This window comes from Paraburkholderia sp. RL17-337-BIB-A, from assembly GCF_046025895.1.
Lineage (GTDB): Bacteria > Pseudomonadota > Gammaproteobacteria > Burkholderiales > Burkholderiaceae > Paraburkholderia > Paraburkholderia fungorum_C.
The window spans coordinates 4,121,916-4,136,656 of sequence record NZ_JARESY010000001.1 but is presented as its reverse complement, the minus strand read 5'-3'; the positions used below and the strand labels follow the sequence as shown (position 1 = coordinate 4,136,656).

Sequence of the window (14,741 nt, the reverse complement as noted above, 5' to 3'; positions counted from 1 at the left end):
AGACGGTTATTTTATAATGGGCGGATTGCCCTTTTCGATTTCTCTCTTTTTCGGCGGATTTTCCGTGAAGTTTTTCACTGATTACACAAACCTTGTACTGATCGCTATCGTCCTCATCTCCGGTGGGTTGCTGCTGTGGCCGACGATCAGCCGGCGCGGCCGCGGCGGCCTGTCGGCCGCTGAAGCCACGCAATTGATCAACCGGCGCAATGCGGCGGTCATCGATCTGCGTCCGTCCGCCGACTTTGCCAAGGGTCATCTGCCCGCGGCACGGCACCTTGAATTTGCAGAGTTGCAGGCGAAAGTCGCGCAACTCGTGAAGAACAAGACCAACCCGGTGCTGCTGGTATGCCAGACCGGCCAGCAGTCGAACAAGGCTGCGCGTATCGTGCAAGATGCAGGGTATGCCGAAGTCCACGTTCTCGAAGGCGGTGTCGACGCCTGGCAGAAAGCCGGTATGCCGGTTGTGAAACAAGGAGTTGCCAAGTGAACAAAGTGATCATGTACAGCACCCAGGTGTGCCCGTATTGCCAGATGGCCGAACGTCTTTTAAAGTCGCGCGGCGTCGAGCATGTTGAAAAGGTACTGATCGACAAAGACCCGGCCCGTCGTGAAGAAATGATGACACGGACCGGCCGCCGCACGGTGCCGCAGGTGTTCATCGGCGAGACGCATGTCGGCGGGTACGATGACCTGTCCGCGCTCGACCGCGCGGGCGGTTTGATGCCTCTGCTCGAAGCAACTGCCTGAATGCGCGCGCCAGACGGCGCGTGAACGAGGCGGACGACATACAAGCCGGCGCGCACTCGCCTTGTCAGGGCGGGCGGTGTGTCGCAACGATCTGGCGGCCCGTGAAGCCATGGGCCGCCGCCATGCATACCTATCAGGGAATCACTCAATCATGTCCGACGAGAATAACCAGCCGTTCTTCAACATCCAGCGCATCTACCTGAAGGACATGTCGCTCGAGCAGCCGAATTCGCCGGGCATCTTCCTCGAGCAGGAAATGCCCTCGGTCGAAGTCGAAGTCGACGTGAAGGCCGAGCGCCTTGCCGACACCGTGTTCGAAATCCTCGTCACGGGCACCGTGACGGCCAAGGTGTCGGACAAGGTTGCGTTCCTGATCGAAGCCAAGCAAGCCGGCATTTTCGATATCCGCAACATTCCGGCTGAGCAGATCGATCCGCTGGTCGGCATTGCCTGCCCGACGATCCTGTTCCCGTACCTGCGCTCGAACATCGCCGACGCGATCACCCGCGCAGGCTTCCCGCCGATCCACCTCGCCGAGATCAACTTCCAGGCGCTGTACGAGCAACGTCTCGCGCAAATGGGCGGCCAGGAAGGCGCGGCGCAAAACGGCGTCACGCATTAACGCGTCCGTTCGGTGCCGGCTATGAAGGTTGCCGTCCTCGGCGCCGGTGCATGGGGCACAGCCCTCGCCGGCCATCTGGCCGCGCGGCACGACACGGTGCTGTGGGCGCGCGAACCCGCGCTCATCGCCGATCTCTGCGCTTCGCGCGAAAACGCCCGCTATCTGGCGGGCGTCGTTTTGCCTGAGGCGCTTCGCTACGAAACCGATCTGAATGCCGCGCTCGAGCACGGGCTCGCCGACGACGCGCTATGCGTCGTGGCGACGCCCGTCGCCGGTCTGCGGGGTTTGTTCCGGGCAATGCGCGACGCGGGCAAAGTACCGGCGCATGTGGTGTGGTTGTGCAAGGGTTTCGAAGCCGACTCGCAGTTGTTGCCGCATCAGGTGGTCGCGGCTGAATTGCCAGGGCATGGCAGCAATGGTGTGCTATCGGGCCCAAGCTTCGCGCGCGAAGTCGGGCAGGGCTTGCCGGTCGCGCTGACGATCGCGAGTACGTCATCAACGTGCCGTGAGCGCACGGTTGCCGCGTTCCATCATGGCGCCATGCGCATTTATACCGGCGACGACATCGTCGGCGTGGAAGTGGGCGGCGCGGTGAAGAACGTGCTGGCGATTGCCACAGGTATCGCCGACGGTCTCGGCCTTGGTCTCAACGCGCGCGCGGCGCTGATCACGCGCGGTCTGGCCGAAATGTCGCGCCTCGGCGTGACGCTCGGCGGACGGGCGGAGACGTTCACCGGTTTGACCGGCCTCGGCGATCTGATCCTGACCGCCACGGGCGATCTGTCACGCAATCGCACGGTCGGCGTGCAGCTCGCGGCGGGCCGTACGCTCGACGATATTCTCGGCGGTCTCGGTCACGTGGCCGAAGGCGTGCGTTGTGCACAAGCCGTACTGGCGATTGCTCGCGCCCATGCGATCGAAATGCCGATCACGCAGGCGGTCTGTGCCGTGCTGTTCGACGGCGTGGCGCCGCGCGACGCCGTCAGCGCCTTGCTGCGGCGCGATTCGAAAGCTGAATGAGTCTTGTCTTTCAGCCGTTTAGCGCGAAAAAGCGCTGAACGGCTGCCTACGATCGCTGTCCACGTTTTATCGAGGCGTCGGATCATCGAGGTTTCCCATGCTCAGTTTCAACAACTGCACGCTAGAAGCGCGCGTGGTCGACATCACGACGCTCGCCGTGGATGCGATCGTCAATGCCGCGAATACTTCGTTGCTAGGCGGAGGCGGTGTGGATGGCGCGATTCACCGCGCGGCCGGCAAGGAGTTGGTGCGTGAGTGCGAGACGCTCGGCGGCTGCGCGACAGGCGATGCGAAAATCACCCGCGGCTACCAATTGCCGGCCAAACACGTGATCCATGCGGTCGGCCCGGTTTGGCAAGGTGGTGCGCGCGGCGAGGCGGACCTGCTTGCCTCGTGCTATCAGCGCTCGCTCGAGGTCGCGCATCAAGCGCATTGCACAAGCGTTGCGTTTCCCGCGATTAGTTGCGGCGTCTACCATTTTCCTGCCAATGAAGCTGTGCAGATCGCCGTGGGCACGGTGCTCGAAACTTTGCCGCGCACCCCGAAGATCGAGCGCGTAGTGTTCGCCTGTTTCGACGACGCCATGCTCGCGCGCTACGAAGCCGAGCTGAAACACCGTCAGGCGCCGCCATCGAAGCCGGTCTGACGCCACGCTTCGAACACCACCACGGCGACCGTATTGGAGAGATTCAGGCTGCGGTTGCCCGGCCGCATCGGCAGACGCACGCGTTGTTCATTGGCGAATTGATCGAGCACCGTGTCAGGCAGGCCGCGGGTTTCCGCGCCGAACACGAACCAGTCGCCGGATTGAAACGCATGCTCGTGAAACCGGCCCGAACCGCGGGTGGTGAAGGCGAACATGCGCGCTGGATCGGGCGCTTCCTTGGCGACGAATGCTGCCCAATCGGCATGCACGTTCATTTGCGCATACTCGTGATAGTCGAGACCGGCGCGGCGCAGCTTGGCGTCGTCGAGCGGAAAGCCGAGCGGCTCGATCAGATGCAGCCGCGCGCCAGTGTTGGCGCACAGGCGGATGACGTTGCCGGTGTTCGGCGGGATTTCCGGTTCGACGAGAACGACATTGAACATGATGGCTTCAGGTGGAGACTAGTTTTTCGGTGTGCGCAGCGCGATAAAGTTGGTGACGCGCCGGGCACCGGCAGCTTTGAGTGTGCGCGCCAGCGCTTCGAGCGTCGCACCGGTCGTCATCACATCGTCGACGATGCCGACGTGCAGACCTTGCACCGGTTTCACGACCCGGAAGGCGCGGCCCACGTTCAAGCGGCGCGCGTCCAGGTCGAGCCGCGATTGCGGCGCGGTGTGGATCACACGATGCAGCAAGGTGGCGTCGCTGCGCACATTCAACGCGCGTGCCAACGGCCTGGCAATCTGCCAGGCCTGGTTGTAGCCGCGCTCGGTAAGGCGTTTATTGGCCAGCGGCACTGGCGCGAGCACGTCGGGTTTGTCGCATGCATCCACCCAGGAGTCCTTCGCGAGACGCGCAAGGCGTCGTGCAAACTCGCGCGCCAGCATCAGCCGGGCGCGGAATTTCAGGCCGAGCGCCAAGGCGTCGAGCGGCTGGCGGTAGTCGGCAAGGGCAAAGGTCGCCTCGAACGGCGGCGGCTCGCCGATGCAATCCGCGCAGCGATATTGCACCTGACTCGCCCAGCGGGTTCTGGACAGAGGAACCGCGCATACCGTGCAACGCAACCGGCCTTCGTTCCAGTACGCCTCATCACAACCGGTGCACAGCGTCTTATGCGACAAATTGCCGCATAGTGCGCACAGGTTCGGCAGCGCGGCATGCAGTACATGCGGCCAAGCTGAATGAAAGCCGCGTGCGAAGCGCGCAAGACCGAAATGCACTAGTCGTGCCGTCGGGCGGCCGGGAGGCGAAGAATTTTTTCGGAATGGCATGATCGGACTGCCCGCGAAGACCTTTCACGCTGAAGGGAAGGAAGCGAGCGAGTATACTTCGTGCTCCACGCCAGCACGACACCCATGCCCTCAACTTCGTCTCAACCTGGCCGTCCGGCCTATGATTCCCGGCGCCTCAGGCAGATTTTCGACCGCCGCGCGGCGACCTTCGACACCGTCGCATTCCTGCCGCGCGAAATCGCGCAGCGCATGCGCGAGCGCCTCGACTACATCAAGGTCACACCGGCAAGCGTGCTCGACGCCGGTTGCGGCGCGGGCGAAGACATCCCTGCATTGCGTGAACGCTTTCCCGAGGCGCCGGTGTTCGGCACGGACCTGTCGCATGGCATGCTCAGCCGCGCGCTGCGTCACGATTCCGGCGACACCAGCTGGCGGCGCTTTCTGCCTGCCACGCTCGGCAAGGCGCTCGGCGCCCGCGGTCCGCGTTTCGCCCAGGCCGATTTCTCGGCACTTCCGTTCGCGGCCGGCGCCTTCGAATTCATCTGGTCCAATCTCGCCCTGCACTGGCACTCACGGCCCGATCTCGTGTTTCCTGAGTGGCAACGCGTGCTGAAAGTGAGCGGCCTGCTGATGTTCAGCACGCTCGGTCCCGATTCGCTGAAGGAATTGCGCGGCGCCTACGCCGAAGTCGAGGCCGCGCACGGCGTTCCTTCGCGCAAGCATGTGATCGACTTTGTCGACATGCATGACTTGGGGGATATGCTGGTCGAGAGCGGCTTCGAGATTCCCGTGATGGACCAGGAAACCCTCACTATTACCTATAAGTCGCCCGAGTCGCTGCTCGCCGACGTGCGCCGCTGGGGCGCTTATCCGTTCGAGCGCGAGGCCGCCTCGAATGCCGTCGTGCGCAGACTGCACAAGGCTTTGCTGGCCGCGCTCGAAGCCCGCCGGCGCGCCGACGGCACGATTGCGCTGACCTTCGAAGTGATCTACGGCCACGCGTGGAAAGCCGTGCCGCGCACCACGGCCGAAGGGCATGGAATCGTGCGGCTCGAGGATATCGGACGAGGTTCGTCGAGGAATCGATGAAGCGGTAAAGAGGACATCTGTTATGTCTGAAATTACCGCTTCAAAAGGCGCGCAAAAGCTGCCTCAAAACGGCGCGAAGGCTTGTCGCGCCTGGCTTGTGAGCCGATTGAGGCTTGCTTGTGGATGCTATGGATCGCGCCTATAATGCGTCAGTTTGTCGCCCAGAGTTCCCACTTTTGGGGCGGCAGGCCCGAGGCACAGGCTACAACATGAAGTGACGCGGCGGCGCTTGAGTGGCCGTTTCAGCGGTCGCGAACAATGGCCGCGGGCGGCGATCGGTGACGGTCGGCAGGAGACAGCGATGGAGGCATCAGATCTGCTCGCGGATTCAGAACCAGTTCTCAAAGACTGGACGATGAAACGCAACTGTTCGATTTCGCCGCGGCAGTTTGTCTGTTTCTACGTATCGCTTGCGATGTTCTCGTTGGCAATTGCTTTCATGCTGGTTCTGGTCGGCGCCTGGCTGGTGTTACCGTTCACGGGTATCGAATTGCTGGCGGTGGGCATCGCGTTTGCCATATATGCGCGTCATGCTGTCGATTACGAGCGCGTCCGGCTGTTTCAGAACCGCCTCGTGATCGAGCAGGTCAGCGCTGAGCGGCTCACGCAGTTCGAATTCAATCCGCGCTGGGTGCGGATCGAGCCGGGCGCAACGCCGCGTGACCAGATCAAACTGGTCTCGCGCGGTCAGACGATCATGATAGGGCAGCATCTCGCGCAGTATCGGCGCGCGCAGTTCGCAGGCGAACTGCGTTTGTGGCTCACACGTTGCTAGCGGGCGCAGCTGACGTGTGAAGACGCGCGGCGTTCACGGGGGCACGAGACAGCCTGCCAGCGGGGTCGAGGGTTTGAATGGAAAATTTGGGTAAGGAAGCTATGAAAACAATCAAGCGAGCCCTCATGGGCGTGCTGGCGACGAGCGGACTGCTTTTCGCCGGTGCGGCCCTGGCAGTGGGCGATGTTCCGGGCGGCCCTGCCGTCAACGAGATCAATCTCCAGCCGCCTGCGACAAAAATCGCTGAGGAGCTCTTCAGCCTCCACATGTTCATGCTGGTTCTTTGCCTGGTGATCTTCGTCGGCGTGTTCGGCGTGATGTTCTATTCGATCTTTGCGCACCGCAAATCGAAAGGTCACAAGGCTTCGAATTTCCACGAAAGCACCACCGTCGAAATCATCTGGACGATCGTGCCGTTCGTCATCGTCGTGCTGATGGCGCTCCCGGCCACCAAGACCGTCGTCGCGATGAAGGACACCACGAACGCCGACCTCACCATCAAGGTCACGGGCTACCAGTGGAAGTGGGGCTACGACTACGTGAAAGGTCCGGGCGAAGGCATCAACTTCCTGTCCACGCTGGCTACGCCGCGTGCGGAAACCGATGGCCGTCAGCCGATTTCCACCACGTATCTGCAGGAAGTCGACAATCCGCTGGTCGTCCCGGTCGACAAGAAAATCCGCATCATCACCACGGCGAACGACGTGGTTCACTCCTGGTACGTGCCGGCTTTCGGCGTGAAGCAGGATGCGATTCCGGGTTTCGTGCGCGACACGTGGTTCAAGGCTGACAAGATCGGCACGTTCCGCGGCTTCTGTACCGAACTGTGCGGCAAGGAACACGCGTTCATGCCGGTGGTGGTCGAAGTGCTGTCGGCAGACGACTATGCGAAGTGGGTCGATACGCAGAAAAAGAAAATGGCTGCAGGCCAGGACGATCCGAACAAGACCTACACGATGGCCGAGTTGATGGAGCGCGGCGGCAAGGTGTACGCGTCGAACTGCGCGGTCTGCCACCAGCCGACCGGCAAGGGCGCGGGCGCATTCCCGGCGCTCGACGGCAGCAAGATCGCCAACGGTCCGATCGCGGAGCACGTGAGTCTGGTGCTGAAGGGCAAGAACGCAATGCCTTCGTGGGCGCCGACGCTGAACGACGTCGAAATCGCTTCGGTCATCACGTACGAGCGTAACTCGTGGGGCAATCACACCGGCGACATTCTCCAGCCGACGCAAGTGCTGGCGGCGCGTAACGGCAAGCTGCCGGAAGGCGGCAACCATCTGGCCGACGCGGGCGCGGCGGCCAGCGGCGCGCAAGCGGCTTCGGGCGCAGCGGCGGCTTCGGGCGCCTCGGGCGCGGAAGCGGCCGCGGGTGGTTCGGACAGCGCGGCAGCATCGCAGGCAGCACTGCCGGCAAGCATCTACTTCGACACTGGCAAGAGCACGCTGCCGGCCGACGCAAAAGCGGCGATCGACGCGGCCGCGGCCTACGCGAAAGCGCATCCGGACGCCAGGTTCACGCTGTCGGGCTTCACCGACGCCACCGGTTCTGCCGAAGTCAACGCGAAGCTCGCGAAGACGCGCGCCGAAGCCGTGCGCGACGCGCTGAAAGCAGCCGGCATCGCCGAAGACCATATTATTTTAAAGAAGCCGGAAACGATCACGGGCGGCAGCGACGCGAAAGAAGCACGGCGTGTTCAGATCAGCCCGGCCGCCTGACGTGTTCATGGTCAGCAGCGCAGTATTCGCATTAGGAGATTGTCATGTCTAGCATCGGACACGATGTAACCGCAGGCCACGAGCACGTGCACGGCGACCATGCCCACGAAACGCCGCATGGCTGGCGTCGTTGGCTGTTCGCAACCAATCACAAGGACATCGGTACGCTGTACCTGATCTTCTCGTTCACCATGTTCCTCTCCGGGGGCGTGATGGCGCTGATGATCCGTGCCGAACTGTTCGAGCCGGGTCTGCAGATCATGCGCCCCGAGTTCTTCAACCAGTTGACCACCATGCACGGCCTGATCATGGTGTTCGGCGCGATCATGCCGGCCTTCGTCGGCTTCGCGAACTGGATGGTGCCGCTGCAGATCGGCGCATCGGACATGGCTTTCGCGCGGATGAACAACTTCAGCTTCTGGCTGCTGCCGGTGGCCGCGGTGTTGCTGGTCGGTTCGTTCTTCGCACCGGGCGGCGCGACCGCCGCGGGCTGGACGCTGTACGCACCGTTGTCGACGCAGATGGGCCCGGGCATGGACTTCGCGATTTTCGCGATCCACCTGATGGGTGCTTCGTCGATCATGGGCGGGATCAACATCGTTGTGACGATCCTGAACATGCGCGCACCTGGCCTCACGCTGATGAAGATGCCGATGTTCGTCTGGACGTGGCTGATCACCGCGTACCTGCTGATCGCCGTGATGCCGGTTCTAGCCGGCGCGATCACCATGGTGCTGTTCGATCGCCACTTCGGCACGTCGTTCTTCAACGCGGCCGGCGGCGGCGACCCGGTGATGTACCAGCACATTTTCTGGTTCTTCGGGCACCCCGAGGTGTACATCATGATCTTGCCGGCGTTCGGGATCGTGTCGCAGGTGATCCCGGCGTTTTCGCGCAAGCCGCTGTTCGGCTATAGCTCGATGGTGTACGCAACGTCGTCGATCGCGATTCTGTCGTTCATGGTCTGGGCGCACCACATGTTCGCGACCGGCATGCCGGTGACAGGCCAGCTGTTCTTCATGTACGCGACGATGCTGATCGCCGTGCCGACGGGCGTGAAGGTGTTCAACTGGGTCGCCACGATGTGGCGCGGTTCGCTGACCTTCGAAACGCCGATGCTGTTCGCGGTCGGCTTCCTGCTGGTGTTCACGTTCGGCGGTCTGTCGGGCCTGATGCTCGCCATGGCGCCGCTCGACATCCAGTATCACGGTACTTATTTCGTGGTGGCTCACTTCCACTACGTGCTGGTGGCGGGTTCGCTCTTCGCGCTGTTCTCCGGGTGGTACTACTGGGCGCCGAAGTGGACCGGCTGGATGTACAACGAAACGCGCGGCAAGATCCACTTCTGGGCGTCGATGTTCTTCTTCAACCTCGCGTTCCTGCCGATGCACTTCGTTGGCCTCGCAGGTATGCCGCGTCGTTATGCCGACTACCCGGCACAGTTCACCGACTGGAACCAGGTCATCTCGATCGGTGCCTTCGGCTTCGGCCTGGCACAGGTCTACTTCCTGTTCGCGGTTGCATTGCCGGCTTACCGCGGCGGCGGCGAACTCGAAAAGGCTGGCGACAAGCCGTGGGACGGCGCAACGGGCCTCGAATGGACCGTGCCGAGCCCGGCTCCGTTCCACACGTTCGAAAACCCGCCGACCGTCGAGTAATCGGCATTCGGTGAGCTTGCCGACTCCGGTAGTGGCGCAGCAACTGGCTGCCGGAGCGGGCAGGAACGAAAGTCGTGGCAGCACCCGTAGTCACGAAAAGTATTCAGAAAGTCGAGCATGACGCGCAATCCTCAAGAAAGACGTACGCCCGAGCAGGTTCGCGCGGGCAACCGGCGGATCGGTATTGTGATGTTTGTCATCGCCGCGGCCTTTTTTGCGAGCGTCATCATTCATCAGAAGTGGTTCACCTGACGCGGTAGTTCGAGTCTGTGTGCAGGAATGTTGAGGATTGAGATGTCGACGCAACCGCCGGCTCAGGCCGACCGCTCCTTTAACCGTTCGATGCTGATCAAGCTGTTCATCGTCGCGTTGATGATGTTCGGGTTTGGTTTTGCACTGATACCGATGTACCGCGCGATCTGCGAAGTCACCGGCATCAACAACCTCGTGCAGCGTGATGCCACGGTGCGCGAAGCGAAGAATACGCAGGTCGACATGAGTCGCACGATTTCGATCGAATTCGATGCGAACGCGCGCGGCCCGCTGGGTTTCAAGCCGGAGCAACGCAGTCTCGACGTGCATCCGGGCGAAGTGACGACGGTGATGTACGAGGTCAGCAACGAACAGGCGCGCACGATTCAGGCGCAAGCCATTCCAAGCTACGCGCCGAAGCAGGCAACCGAGTACTTCAAGAAGATCGAATGTTTTTGCTTTACGCAGCAGACTTTGACGGCGAACCAGACGAAGCGGCTGCCGGTGGTGTTCGTGGTTGACCCGAAGTTGCCGAAGGATGTGAAAACGATCACCTTGTCGTACACGTTCTTTGAGTTGAATACGCCGGCAGCGGCGACGGCCGGGAGCGCCGCACCCACGGTCAATACGGCGGCAAGCAGCGCCAATCCCGCCTGACGGCGTTTGCCGCAGGCGAAGGACGACGAAAAAGATGAGCAATAACGGCGGCAGTCCGCGCAAGAGCAGTTTCGGCCAGTCGATGAAAGCCGTGTTCTGGTCGTTCTTCGGGGTGCGTAAGCGTCGTGATCTGGAAGCGGACGCTGTGCAGTTGAACCCGCTGCATGTGATTGCAGCGGCGTTGATCAGCGCGGCAATTTTCATCGGCGTGCTGATCCTGATCGTGCGCGCGGTGGTGGGCTGAGACGCCTCAGGCATGCGCGGCGTACAGGGCGAAGCAGAGCCCACGAATTAGAGTGAAGCGGTGCGGTATCGACGCGCCGCCGAAGATACAGCCGGAGATTCCGGAACAACTGGACTGAAGTGGAGAATCAAGAATGAGCGGTCAAAACGAGAGCCCGTACTATTTCGTACCGCATCCGTCGCGGCATCCGATCAGCGCCGCTACCGGGTTGCTGGTCATGCTCGGATCGCTTGCGGCCTGGATCAACGACCATGAACTGGCGCCGATCGGCGTCGTCGCCGGTTTGCTGTGGCTGCTCTACACGTTGTGGCACTGGTTCGGCGACGCGATTGCAGAATCCGAAGGCGGCATGTACGGCAAGAACGTCGACAAGTCGTACCGCTGGAGCATGAGCTGGTTCATCTTCTCCGAAGTGATGTTCTTCGGTGCCTTCTTCGGCGCGCTGTTCTATGCACGCGAAATCGCGCTGCATCAACTCGGCAGTCTCGACTACAAACTGATCTGGCCGGATTTCTCGGCGGTATGGCCGAACAACGGTCCGGCAGCGCTGGTCTCGACCTTCAAGTCGATGCAGCCGTGGCCGGTGCCGACTATCAACACGGCGTTGCTGCTGTCCTCGGGCGCTACGTTGACGGTTTCGCACCACGCGCTGCGTGAGGATCATCGCAGGAAGGCGATCATCTGGCTGGCGGCGACGCTGGTGCTCGGCGTCTGCTTCCTGTTCCTGCAAGGCTTCGAGTATTTCCACGCGTATAACGAACTGAACCTGACGCTGTCCTCGGGTGTGTACGGTTCAACGTTCTTCCTGCTAACGGGTTTCCACGGTTTCCACGTGTTCCTCGGCGGCACGATGCTGGCTGTGGTACTGGTGCGGATGATCCGCGGCCACTTCACGGCGGAGCATCACTTTGCATTCGAAGGCGCTGCCTGGTACTGGCACTTCGTGGACGTCGTGTGGCTTGGGCTGTACGTCGTCGTGTACTGGCTGTAACGCAGTCTGGCCTGCGCCCACCGCCGGTTTCCGGAATGTGTGCAGGCCGTTGGCGCATCGCCCGTCATGGGCGCGGCGCACGAGCAGTACGCAAGTTATGCAGCGCCGCCCTCGACCCTGTCAGGGCGGCGTTTTGTTTGGCGAAGTGATCGCCGAGGTGAAGTTTTTTCCGCCGAGCTCAACGCCCGTAAGGAATACCGGTCGACTGAATCCAACCCATCCAGTGAGCGAACAGGATGAACAGGAACAGCGAGATCGACAAGCCCACCCGCGTGGCGAGCGACCAGACCATCCGCTTGGTTTTGCCCTTGTCATGCATCATGAAGTACAGCGCCGACACCATGCTGGCGATGATCAGGACGAAGGCGATGGGAACGAGAATGTGCATGGAATCAACTGAAACCAGAAAGCGCAGAGGCAAGACATTTATTATCGCACCGCGCGCTGGCGCATGCCGTGGGTTCCAGGCGCCGTCGCAAGCGGTGCGGGCGGAGCGTGTTCGATGAAGTTCCGCCTTATTCCCGCGCTGCTGATTTTGCTGGTGATTGCGGTGACCGTGCGGCTCGGTTTCTGGCAGCGCGACCGCGCCCATCAGAAGGAAGCGCTCGAAGCGCAAATTACACAGTTCGAAGACGCGCCCGCGCAGCCTGTGAGCGCCACGCCGGTCGAACTGAAAGACATCGAATTCCATCGCGTGAAGGCGCGCGGCAGTTTCGTCGCGGACAAGGTTGTCTATCTGGATAATCGCCCGTATAACGACCAGCCGGGCTTTTACGTCGTGATGCCTTTTAAACTGGCCGACGGTGGTTATGTGCTGGTCAATCGCGGCTGGTTGCCGCGCAACATGAACAATCGCGAGACGATTGCGCCATACGCGACGCCTCAAGGCGAGATCGAAATCGAGGGCATCGCGCGTGCCGATGCCTCGCGTGCTTTTGAGTTGGGGCAGGGCGGATCGGCCGCGCATCAGAGGATTCGCCAGAATCTGGACACGGCGGCTTACGCCGCGGAAACCGGGCTGCCGTTGCAATCGTTCGTGATCCAGCAATTGAGCGATGACGGCGACAAGCTGGTGCGTGACTGGCCGGCACCGACGAGCGGCGTCGAACGCAACTATGGCTACATGTTCCAGTGGTGGGGCATGGCGGCCGCGGCCCTCGCCTTCGGTTTGTACGCCGCGCGCCGCGCCGCGAAGAAAGAGCACGCCCCAGGCGTGTAACGCATCGCCTGCGGTTTCTCGTACCCCGAACAAGGGCCTCGAAGCCGCGCAATTCTTGAAAGAGGTCCTGTAGTGTCGACGCAATCTCCCCGTTCGCCGCAAGCCGGCAAACCCGCAACGCCGAAAGTGATGCCAGGGCAACCCAATGGCCAGGGATCGTGGCAGCGCGGCCGTTGGATGCTGCTGTTGCTGGCGGTGATCTGCGCTGCGCCGATCGTCGTGTCGTATTTCGTCTATTACGTGGTCAAGCCGACCGGCGGCAGCACGAGCTACGGCACGCTGGTCCAACCACAGCGGCCGATTCCCGATTCGCTCGTCGTCACGGGTGAAGATGGCAAGCCGCTCAAGCTCGCGTCGCTGCGCGGCCGCTGGCTGATGATCTCCGTCGACAACAGCGCGTGCGACAAAGCCTGCGTCACCAAGCTGTACTTCATGCGGCAAATCCGCGCAGCTCAGGGCCCGGAACGCGAACGCGTCGTAGAAGTATGGCTGCGCACCGATGCAGGCAACGTGTCCGACGTGATACAAAAGGCCTACCCCGACACCAACATGCTGATCGCCGACCCGGCGCAGGTGTCCGCATGGCTGCCGACCGACACCGGCACTCAACTTATCGACCACATCTACATGGTCGATCCGAACGGCAATCTGATGATGCGTTTCCCGAAAAACCCAAACCCGAGCAAGATCAAGGGCGACGTGACCAAGCTGCTCAAATGGTCGAGCATCGGCTGATGTCGCAACAAGGGTAAGAAAGATGTTCGTACTGGAACTAGCCCTGATCGGCTTGTGTTTCGCGTTGTTGCCGTTGTCCTATGTGTGGGTCAAGGCTGACGACAACAAATTCCGCAAGCTGGTGTGGCTCACCACCTTCCTGACGCTGGACCTGGTGATGTTCGGCGGCTTTACGCGTCTCACCGATTCCGGTCTCGGCTGCCCGGACTGGCCCGGTTGCTATGGCACGTCGTCGCCGTTCATCGCGCACGCCGCGATTACCGCCGCGCATCAATTGATGCCCACCGGCCCGGTCAGCATGACCAAAGCCTGGATCGAGATGATCCACCGTTACTTCGCGATGGCGATCGGCGTGCTGATCATTGCGCAGACCTTGATTGCGTGGACGGCTCGTATCAAGCGTCGTCCGCTGCATGTGTCGCCGTGGTGGCCGACTTCGCTGCTGCTGCTGATTCTCGTGCAGGGCGCGTTCGGCGCCTGGACCGTGACGATGAAGCTGCAGCCGATCATCGTCACGACGCATTTGCTGCTCGGCCTCACGTTGCTCGGCACGCTCGGCTGGCTGGCTGCGCGTCAAACGCCGTTGCCGGCTTATGAGCCCGAAGCCGCGCGCTGGCGGGCGGCGGCAATCGCCGGGTTGGTGCTGCTGGTCGCGCAGATCGCCTTGGGTGGTTGGGTCAGCACCAATTACGCGGTGCTCGCCTGCACGGACTTCCCGACCTGCAACGGCCAATGGGTCCCGCCGATGGACTTCGCCCACGGCTTCCACCTGTGGCGCGCCCTGGGCATGACCGGTGACGGCGAGATGATCACACAAGATGCGCTGGTCGCGATCCACTGGACACATCGCACGTTCGCGATCGTGGTGGTCGCCTATCTGGTATGGTTCGCGCTGAAACTGCGCCGATTTGAGTCGCTGCGGCGTCCGGCCAACGGCGTGTTGCTGGTGGTGCTGATCCAGTTCATCACCGGCCTGTCGAACATCGTCCTGCAATGGCCGTTGCCCATTGCCGTCGCGCATAACGGGGGGGCCGCGATCCTGCTGCTTCTGCTCGTTATGTTAAACTTTCGGATCGCTTATAGCCGTCCCGGCCGCGCCGTGTTGCCTGCGCGCGATGCCGCGCCAGCGTGACCCC

The 14,741-nt window shown here is 62.0% G+C and carries 19 protein-coding genes; 16 read left to right on the top strand and 3 right to left on the bottom strand.

Going from position 1 to position 14,741, the window contains the following annotated elements:
* The first annotated feature begins 64 nt into the window (after window positions 1-64).
* From P0D84_RS18475 to P0D84_RS18455, 5 genes are all read left to right on the top strand, one after another.
* Window positions 65-490 (top strand): rhodanese-like domain-containing protein, encoded by a 426-nt coding sequence (locus P0D84_RS18475; protein ID WP_011486658.1) that lies wholly within the window; start codon window positions 65-67, stop codon window positions 488-490.
* Window positions 487-750, top strand: coding sequence for a glutaredoxin 3 (grxC, locus tag P0D84_RS18470; RefSeq protein WP_007179466.1), 264 nt, complete (start codon window positions 487-489; stop codon window positions 748-750). The genes P0D84_RS18475 and grxC overlap by 4 nt, the downstream gene beginning before the upstream one ends.
* A gap of 151 nt (window positions 751-901) precedes the next feature.
* Window positions 902-1,372: a protein-export chaperone SecB gene (secB, locus tag P0D84_RS18465; RefSeq protein ID WP_054035743.1), complete on the top strand. Its 471-nt coding sequence runs from the start codon at window positions 902-904 to the stop codon at window positions 1,370-1,372.
* A 21-nt stretch (window positions 1,373-1,393) separates the two neighbouring features.
* On the top strand, window positions 1,394-2,392 hold the full coding sequence (locus tag P0D84_RS18460; protein ID WP_408338679.1) for an NAD(P)H-dependent glycerol-3-phosphate dehydrogenase: 999 nt from the start codon (window positions 1,394-1,396) through the stop codon (window positions 2,390-2,392).
* Between the two features lie 97 nt (window positions 2,393-2,489).
* The gene (locus P0D84_RS18455) at window positions 2,490-3,038 is read left to right on the top strand and encodes an O-acetyl-ADP-ribose deacetylase (RefSeq protein WP_408338677.1); all 549 of its coding nucleotides are present in this window, start codon (window positions 2,490-2,492) and stop codon (window positions 3,036-3,038) included.
* On the opposite strand, the gene trmL is transcribed toward P0D84_RS18455, so the two are convergent.
* Both trmL and P0D84_RS18445 read right to left on the bottom strand, forming a co-directional pair.
* The gene (trmL, locus tag P0D84_RS18450) at window positions 3,011-3,481 is read right to left on the bottom strand and encodes a tRNA (uridine(34)/cytosine(34)/5-carboxymethylaminomethyluridine(34)-2'-O)-methyltransferase TrmL (protein ID WP_154564601.1); all 471 of its coding nucleotides are present in this window, start codon (window positions 3,479-3,481) and stop codon (window positions 3,011-3,013) included. The two genes, P0D84_RS18455 and trmL, sit on opposite strands and share 28 nt — an antisense overlap.
* Before the next feature lie 18 nt (window positions 3,482-3,499).
* Window positions 3,500-4,309, bottom strand: coding sequence for a ComF family protein (locus tag P0D84_RS18445; RefSeq protein ID WP_408338675.1), 810 nt, complete (start codon window positions 4,307-4,309; stop codon window positions 3,500-3,502).
* An 84-nt stretch (window positions 4,310-4,393) separates the two neighbouring features.
* Here P0D84_RS18445 and P0D84_RS18440 point away from each other — a divergent pair, with 84 nt between their 5' ends.
* The 8 genes from P0D84_RS18440 to P0D84_RS18405 all read left to right on the top strand — a co-directional run bounded on the left by P0D84_RS18440 (window position 4,394) and on the right by P0D84_RS18405 (window position 11,651).
* Window positions 4,394-5,359, top strand: a complete 966-nt coding sequence (locus P0D84_RS18440; RefSeq protein ID WP_408338673.1) for a methyltransferase domain-containing protein — start codon at window positions 4,394-4,396, stop codon at window positions 5,357-5,359.
* A gap of 301 nt (window positions 5,360-5,660) precedes the next feature.
* The gene (locus tag P0D84_RS18435; RefSeq protein ID WP_408338671.1) at window positions 5,661-6,134 is read left to right on the top strand and encodes a DUF2244 domain-containing protein; all 474 of its coding nucleotides are present in this window, start codon (window positions 5,661-5,663) and stop codon (window positions 6,132-6,134) included.
* Window positions 6,135-6,211: 77 nt separating this feature from the next.
* Window positions 6,212-7,849 carry a cytochrome c oxidase subunit II gene (gene coxB / locus P0D84_RS18430; RefSeq protein ID WP_408338669.1) on the top strand — a complete coding sequence of 546 codons (1,638 nt, stop codon included), beginning with the start codon at window positions 6,212-6,214 and terminating at the stop codon, window positions 7,847-7,849.
* Between the two features lie 44 nt (window positions 7,850-7,893).
* Entirely contained in the window at window positions 7,894-9,507 is a 1,614-nt protein-coding gene (gene ctaD / locus P0D84_RS18425; protein WP_408338667.1) for a cytochrome c oxidase subunit I, read from the top strand.
* A gap of 117 nt (window positions 9,508-9,624) precedes the next feature.
* Window positions 9,625-9,759, top strand: coding sequence for a cytochrome oxidase small assembly protein (locus tag P0D84_RS18420; RefSeq protein WP_211607278.1), 135 nt, complete (start codon window positions 9,625-9,627; stop codon window positions 9,757-9,759).
* 42 nt (window positions 9,760-9,801) lie between these two features.
* On the top strand, window positions 9,802-10,416 hold the full coding sequence (locus P0D84_RS18415) for a cytochrome c oxidase assembly protein (RefSeq protein ID WP_408338665.1): 615 nt from the start codon (window positions 9,802-9,804) through the stop codon (window positions 10,414-10,416).
* 34 nt (window positions 10,417-10,450) lie between these two features.
* The gene (locus tag P0D84_RS18410; RefSeq protein ID WP_408338663.1) at window positions 10,451-10,660 is read left to right on the top strand and encodes a DUF2970 domain-containing protein; all 210 of its coding nucleotides are present in this window, start codon (window positions 10,451-10,453) and stop codon (window positions 10,658-10,660) included.
* Between the two features lie 133 nt (window positions 10,661-10,793).
* A complete protein-coding gene (locus P0D84_RS18405) occupies window positions 10,794-11,651 on the top strand; it encodes a cytochrome c oxidase subunit 3 (protein ID WP_408338661.1) in 858 nt (285 codons plus the stop codon).
* Window positions 11,652-11,829: 178 nt separating this feature from the next.
* Here P0D84_RS18405 and P0D84_RS18400 read toward each other — a convergent pair whose 3' ends face one another.
* Window positions 11,830-12,039, bottom strand: a complete 210-nt coding sequence (locus P0D84_RS18400; RefSeq protein ID WP_007179452.1) for a twin transmembrane helix small protein — start codon at window positions 12,037-12,039, stop codon at window positions 11,830-11,832.
* 114 nt (window positions 12,040-12,153) lie between these two features.
* Between P0D84_RS18400 and P0D84_RS18395 the strand changes: the two genes are divergently transcribed.
* The 3 genes from P0D84_RS18395 to P0D84_RS18385 all read left to right on the top strand — a co-directional run bounded on the left by P0D84_RS18395 (window position 12,154) and on the right by P0D84_RS18385 (window position 14,737).
* Entirely contained in the window at window positions 12,154-12,870 is a 717-nt protein-coding gene (locus tag P0D84_RS18395; protein ID WP_408338659.1) for an SURF1 family protein, read from the top strand.
* A 72-nt stretch (window positions 12,871-12,942) separates the two neighbouring features.
* Window positions 12,943-13,605 (top strand): SCO family protein, encoded by a 663-nt coding sequence (locus P0D84_RS18390; protein ID WP_408338657.1) that lies wholly within the window; start codon window positions 12,943-12,945, stop codon window positions 13,603-13,605.
* Window positions 13,606-13,627: 22 nt separating this feature from the next.
* Complete coding sequence (locus P0D84_RS18385; protein ID WP_408338655.1) at window positions 13,628-14,737, top strand: COX15/CtaA family protein; 1,110 nt, start codon at window positions 13,628-13,630, stop codon at window positions 14,735-14,737.
* The last annotated feature ends 4 nt before the right edge of the window (window positions 14,738-14,741 follow it).

Bases quoted from the DNA above. Each gene is read 5' to 3' on its own strand.
- secB (WP_054035743.1), top strand. From the start codon at position 902: ATGTCCGACGAGAATAACCAGCCGTTCTTCAACATCCAGCGCATCTAC.
- P0D84_RS18460 (WP_408338679.1), top strand. From the start codon at position 1,394: ATGAAGGTTGCCGTCCTCGGCGCCGGTGCATGGGGCACAGCCCTCGCC.
- P0D84_RS18455 (WP_408338677.1), top strand. From the start codon at position 2,490: ATGCTCAGTTTCAACAACTGCACGCTAGAAGCGCGCGTGGTCGACATC.
- trmL (WP_154564601.1), bottom strand. From the start codon at position 3,481: ATGTTCAATGTCGTTCTCGTCGAACCGGAAATCCCGCCGAACACCGGC.
- P0D84_RS18445 (WP_408338675.1), bottom strand. From the start codon at position 4,309: ATGCCATTCCGAAAAAATTCTTCGCCTCCCGGCCGCCCGACGGCACGA.
- P0D84_RS18440 (WP_408338673.1), top strand. From the start codon at position 4,394: ATGCCCTCAACTTCGTCTCAACCTGGCCGTCCGGCCTATGATTCCCGG.
- P0D84_RS18435 (WP_408338671.1), top strand. From the start codon at position 5,661: ATGGAGGCATCAGATCTGCTCGCGGATTCAGAACCAGTTCTCAAAGAC.
- coxB (WP_408338669.1), top strand. From the start codon at position 6,212: ATGGAAAATTTGGGTAAGGAAGCTATGAAAACAATCAAGCGAGCCCTC.
- ctaD (WP_408338667.1), top strand. From the start codon at position 7,894: ATGTCTAGCATCGGACACGATGTAACCGCAGGCCACGAGCACGTGCAC.
- P0D84_RS18420 (WP_211607278.1), top strand. From the start codon at position 9,625: ATGACGCGCAATCCTCAAGAAAGACGTACGCCCGAGCAGGTTCGCGCG.
- P0D84_RS18415 (WP_408338665.1), top strand. From the start codon at position 9,802: ATGTCGACGCAACCGCCGGCTCAGGCCGACCGCTCCTTTAACCGTTCG.
- P0D84_RS18410 (WP_408338663.1), top strand. From the start codon at position 10,451: ATGAGCAATAACGGCGGCAGTCCGCGCAAGAGCAGTTTCGGCCAGTCG.
- P0D84_RS18405 (WP_408338661.1), top strand. From the start codon at position 10,794: ATGAGCGGTCAAAACGAGAGCCCGTACTATTTCGTACCGCATCCGTCG.
- P0D84_RS18400 (WP_007179452.1), bottom strand. From the start codon at position 12,039: ATGCACATTCTCGTTCCCATCGCCTTCGTCCTGATCATCGCCAGCATG.
- P0D84_RS18395 (WP_408338659.1), top strand. From the start codon at position 12,154: ATGAAGTTCCGCCTTATTCCCGCGCTGCTGATTTTGCTGGTGATTGCG.
- P0D84_RS18385 (WP_408338655.1), top strand. From the start codon at position 13,628: ATGTTCGTACTGGAACTAGCCCTGATCGGCTTGTGTTTCGCGTTGTTG.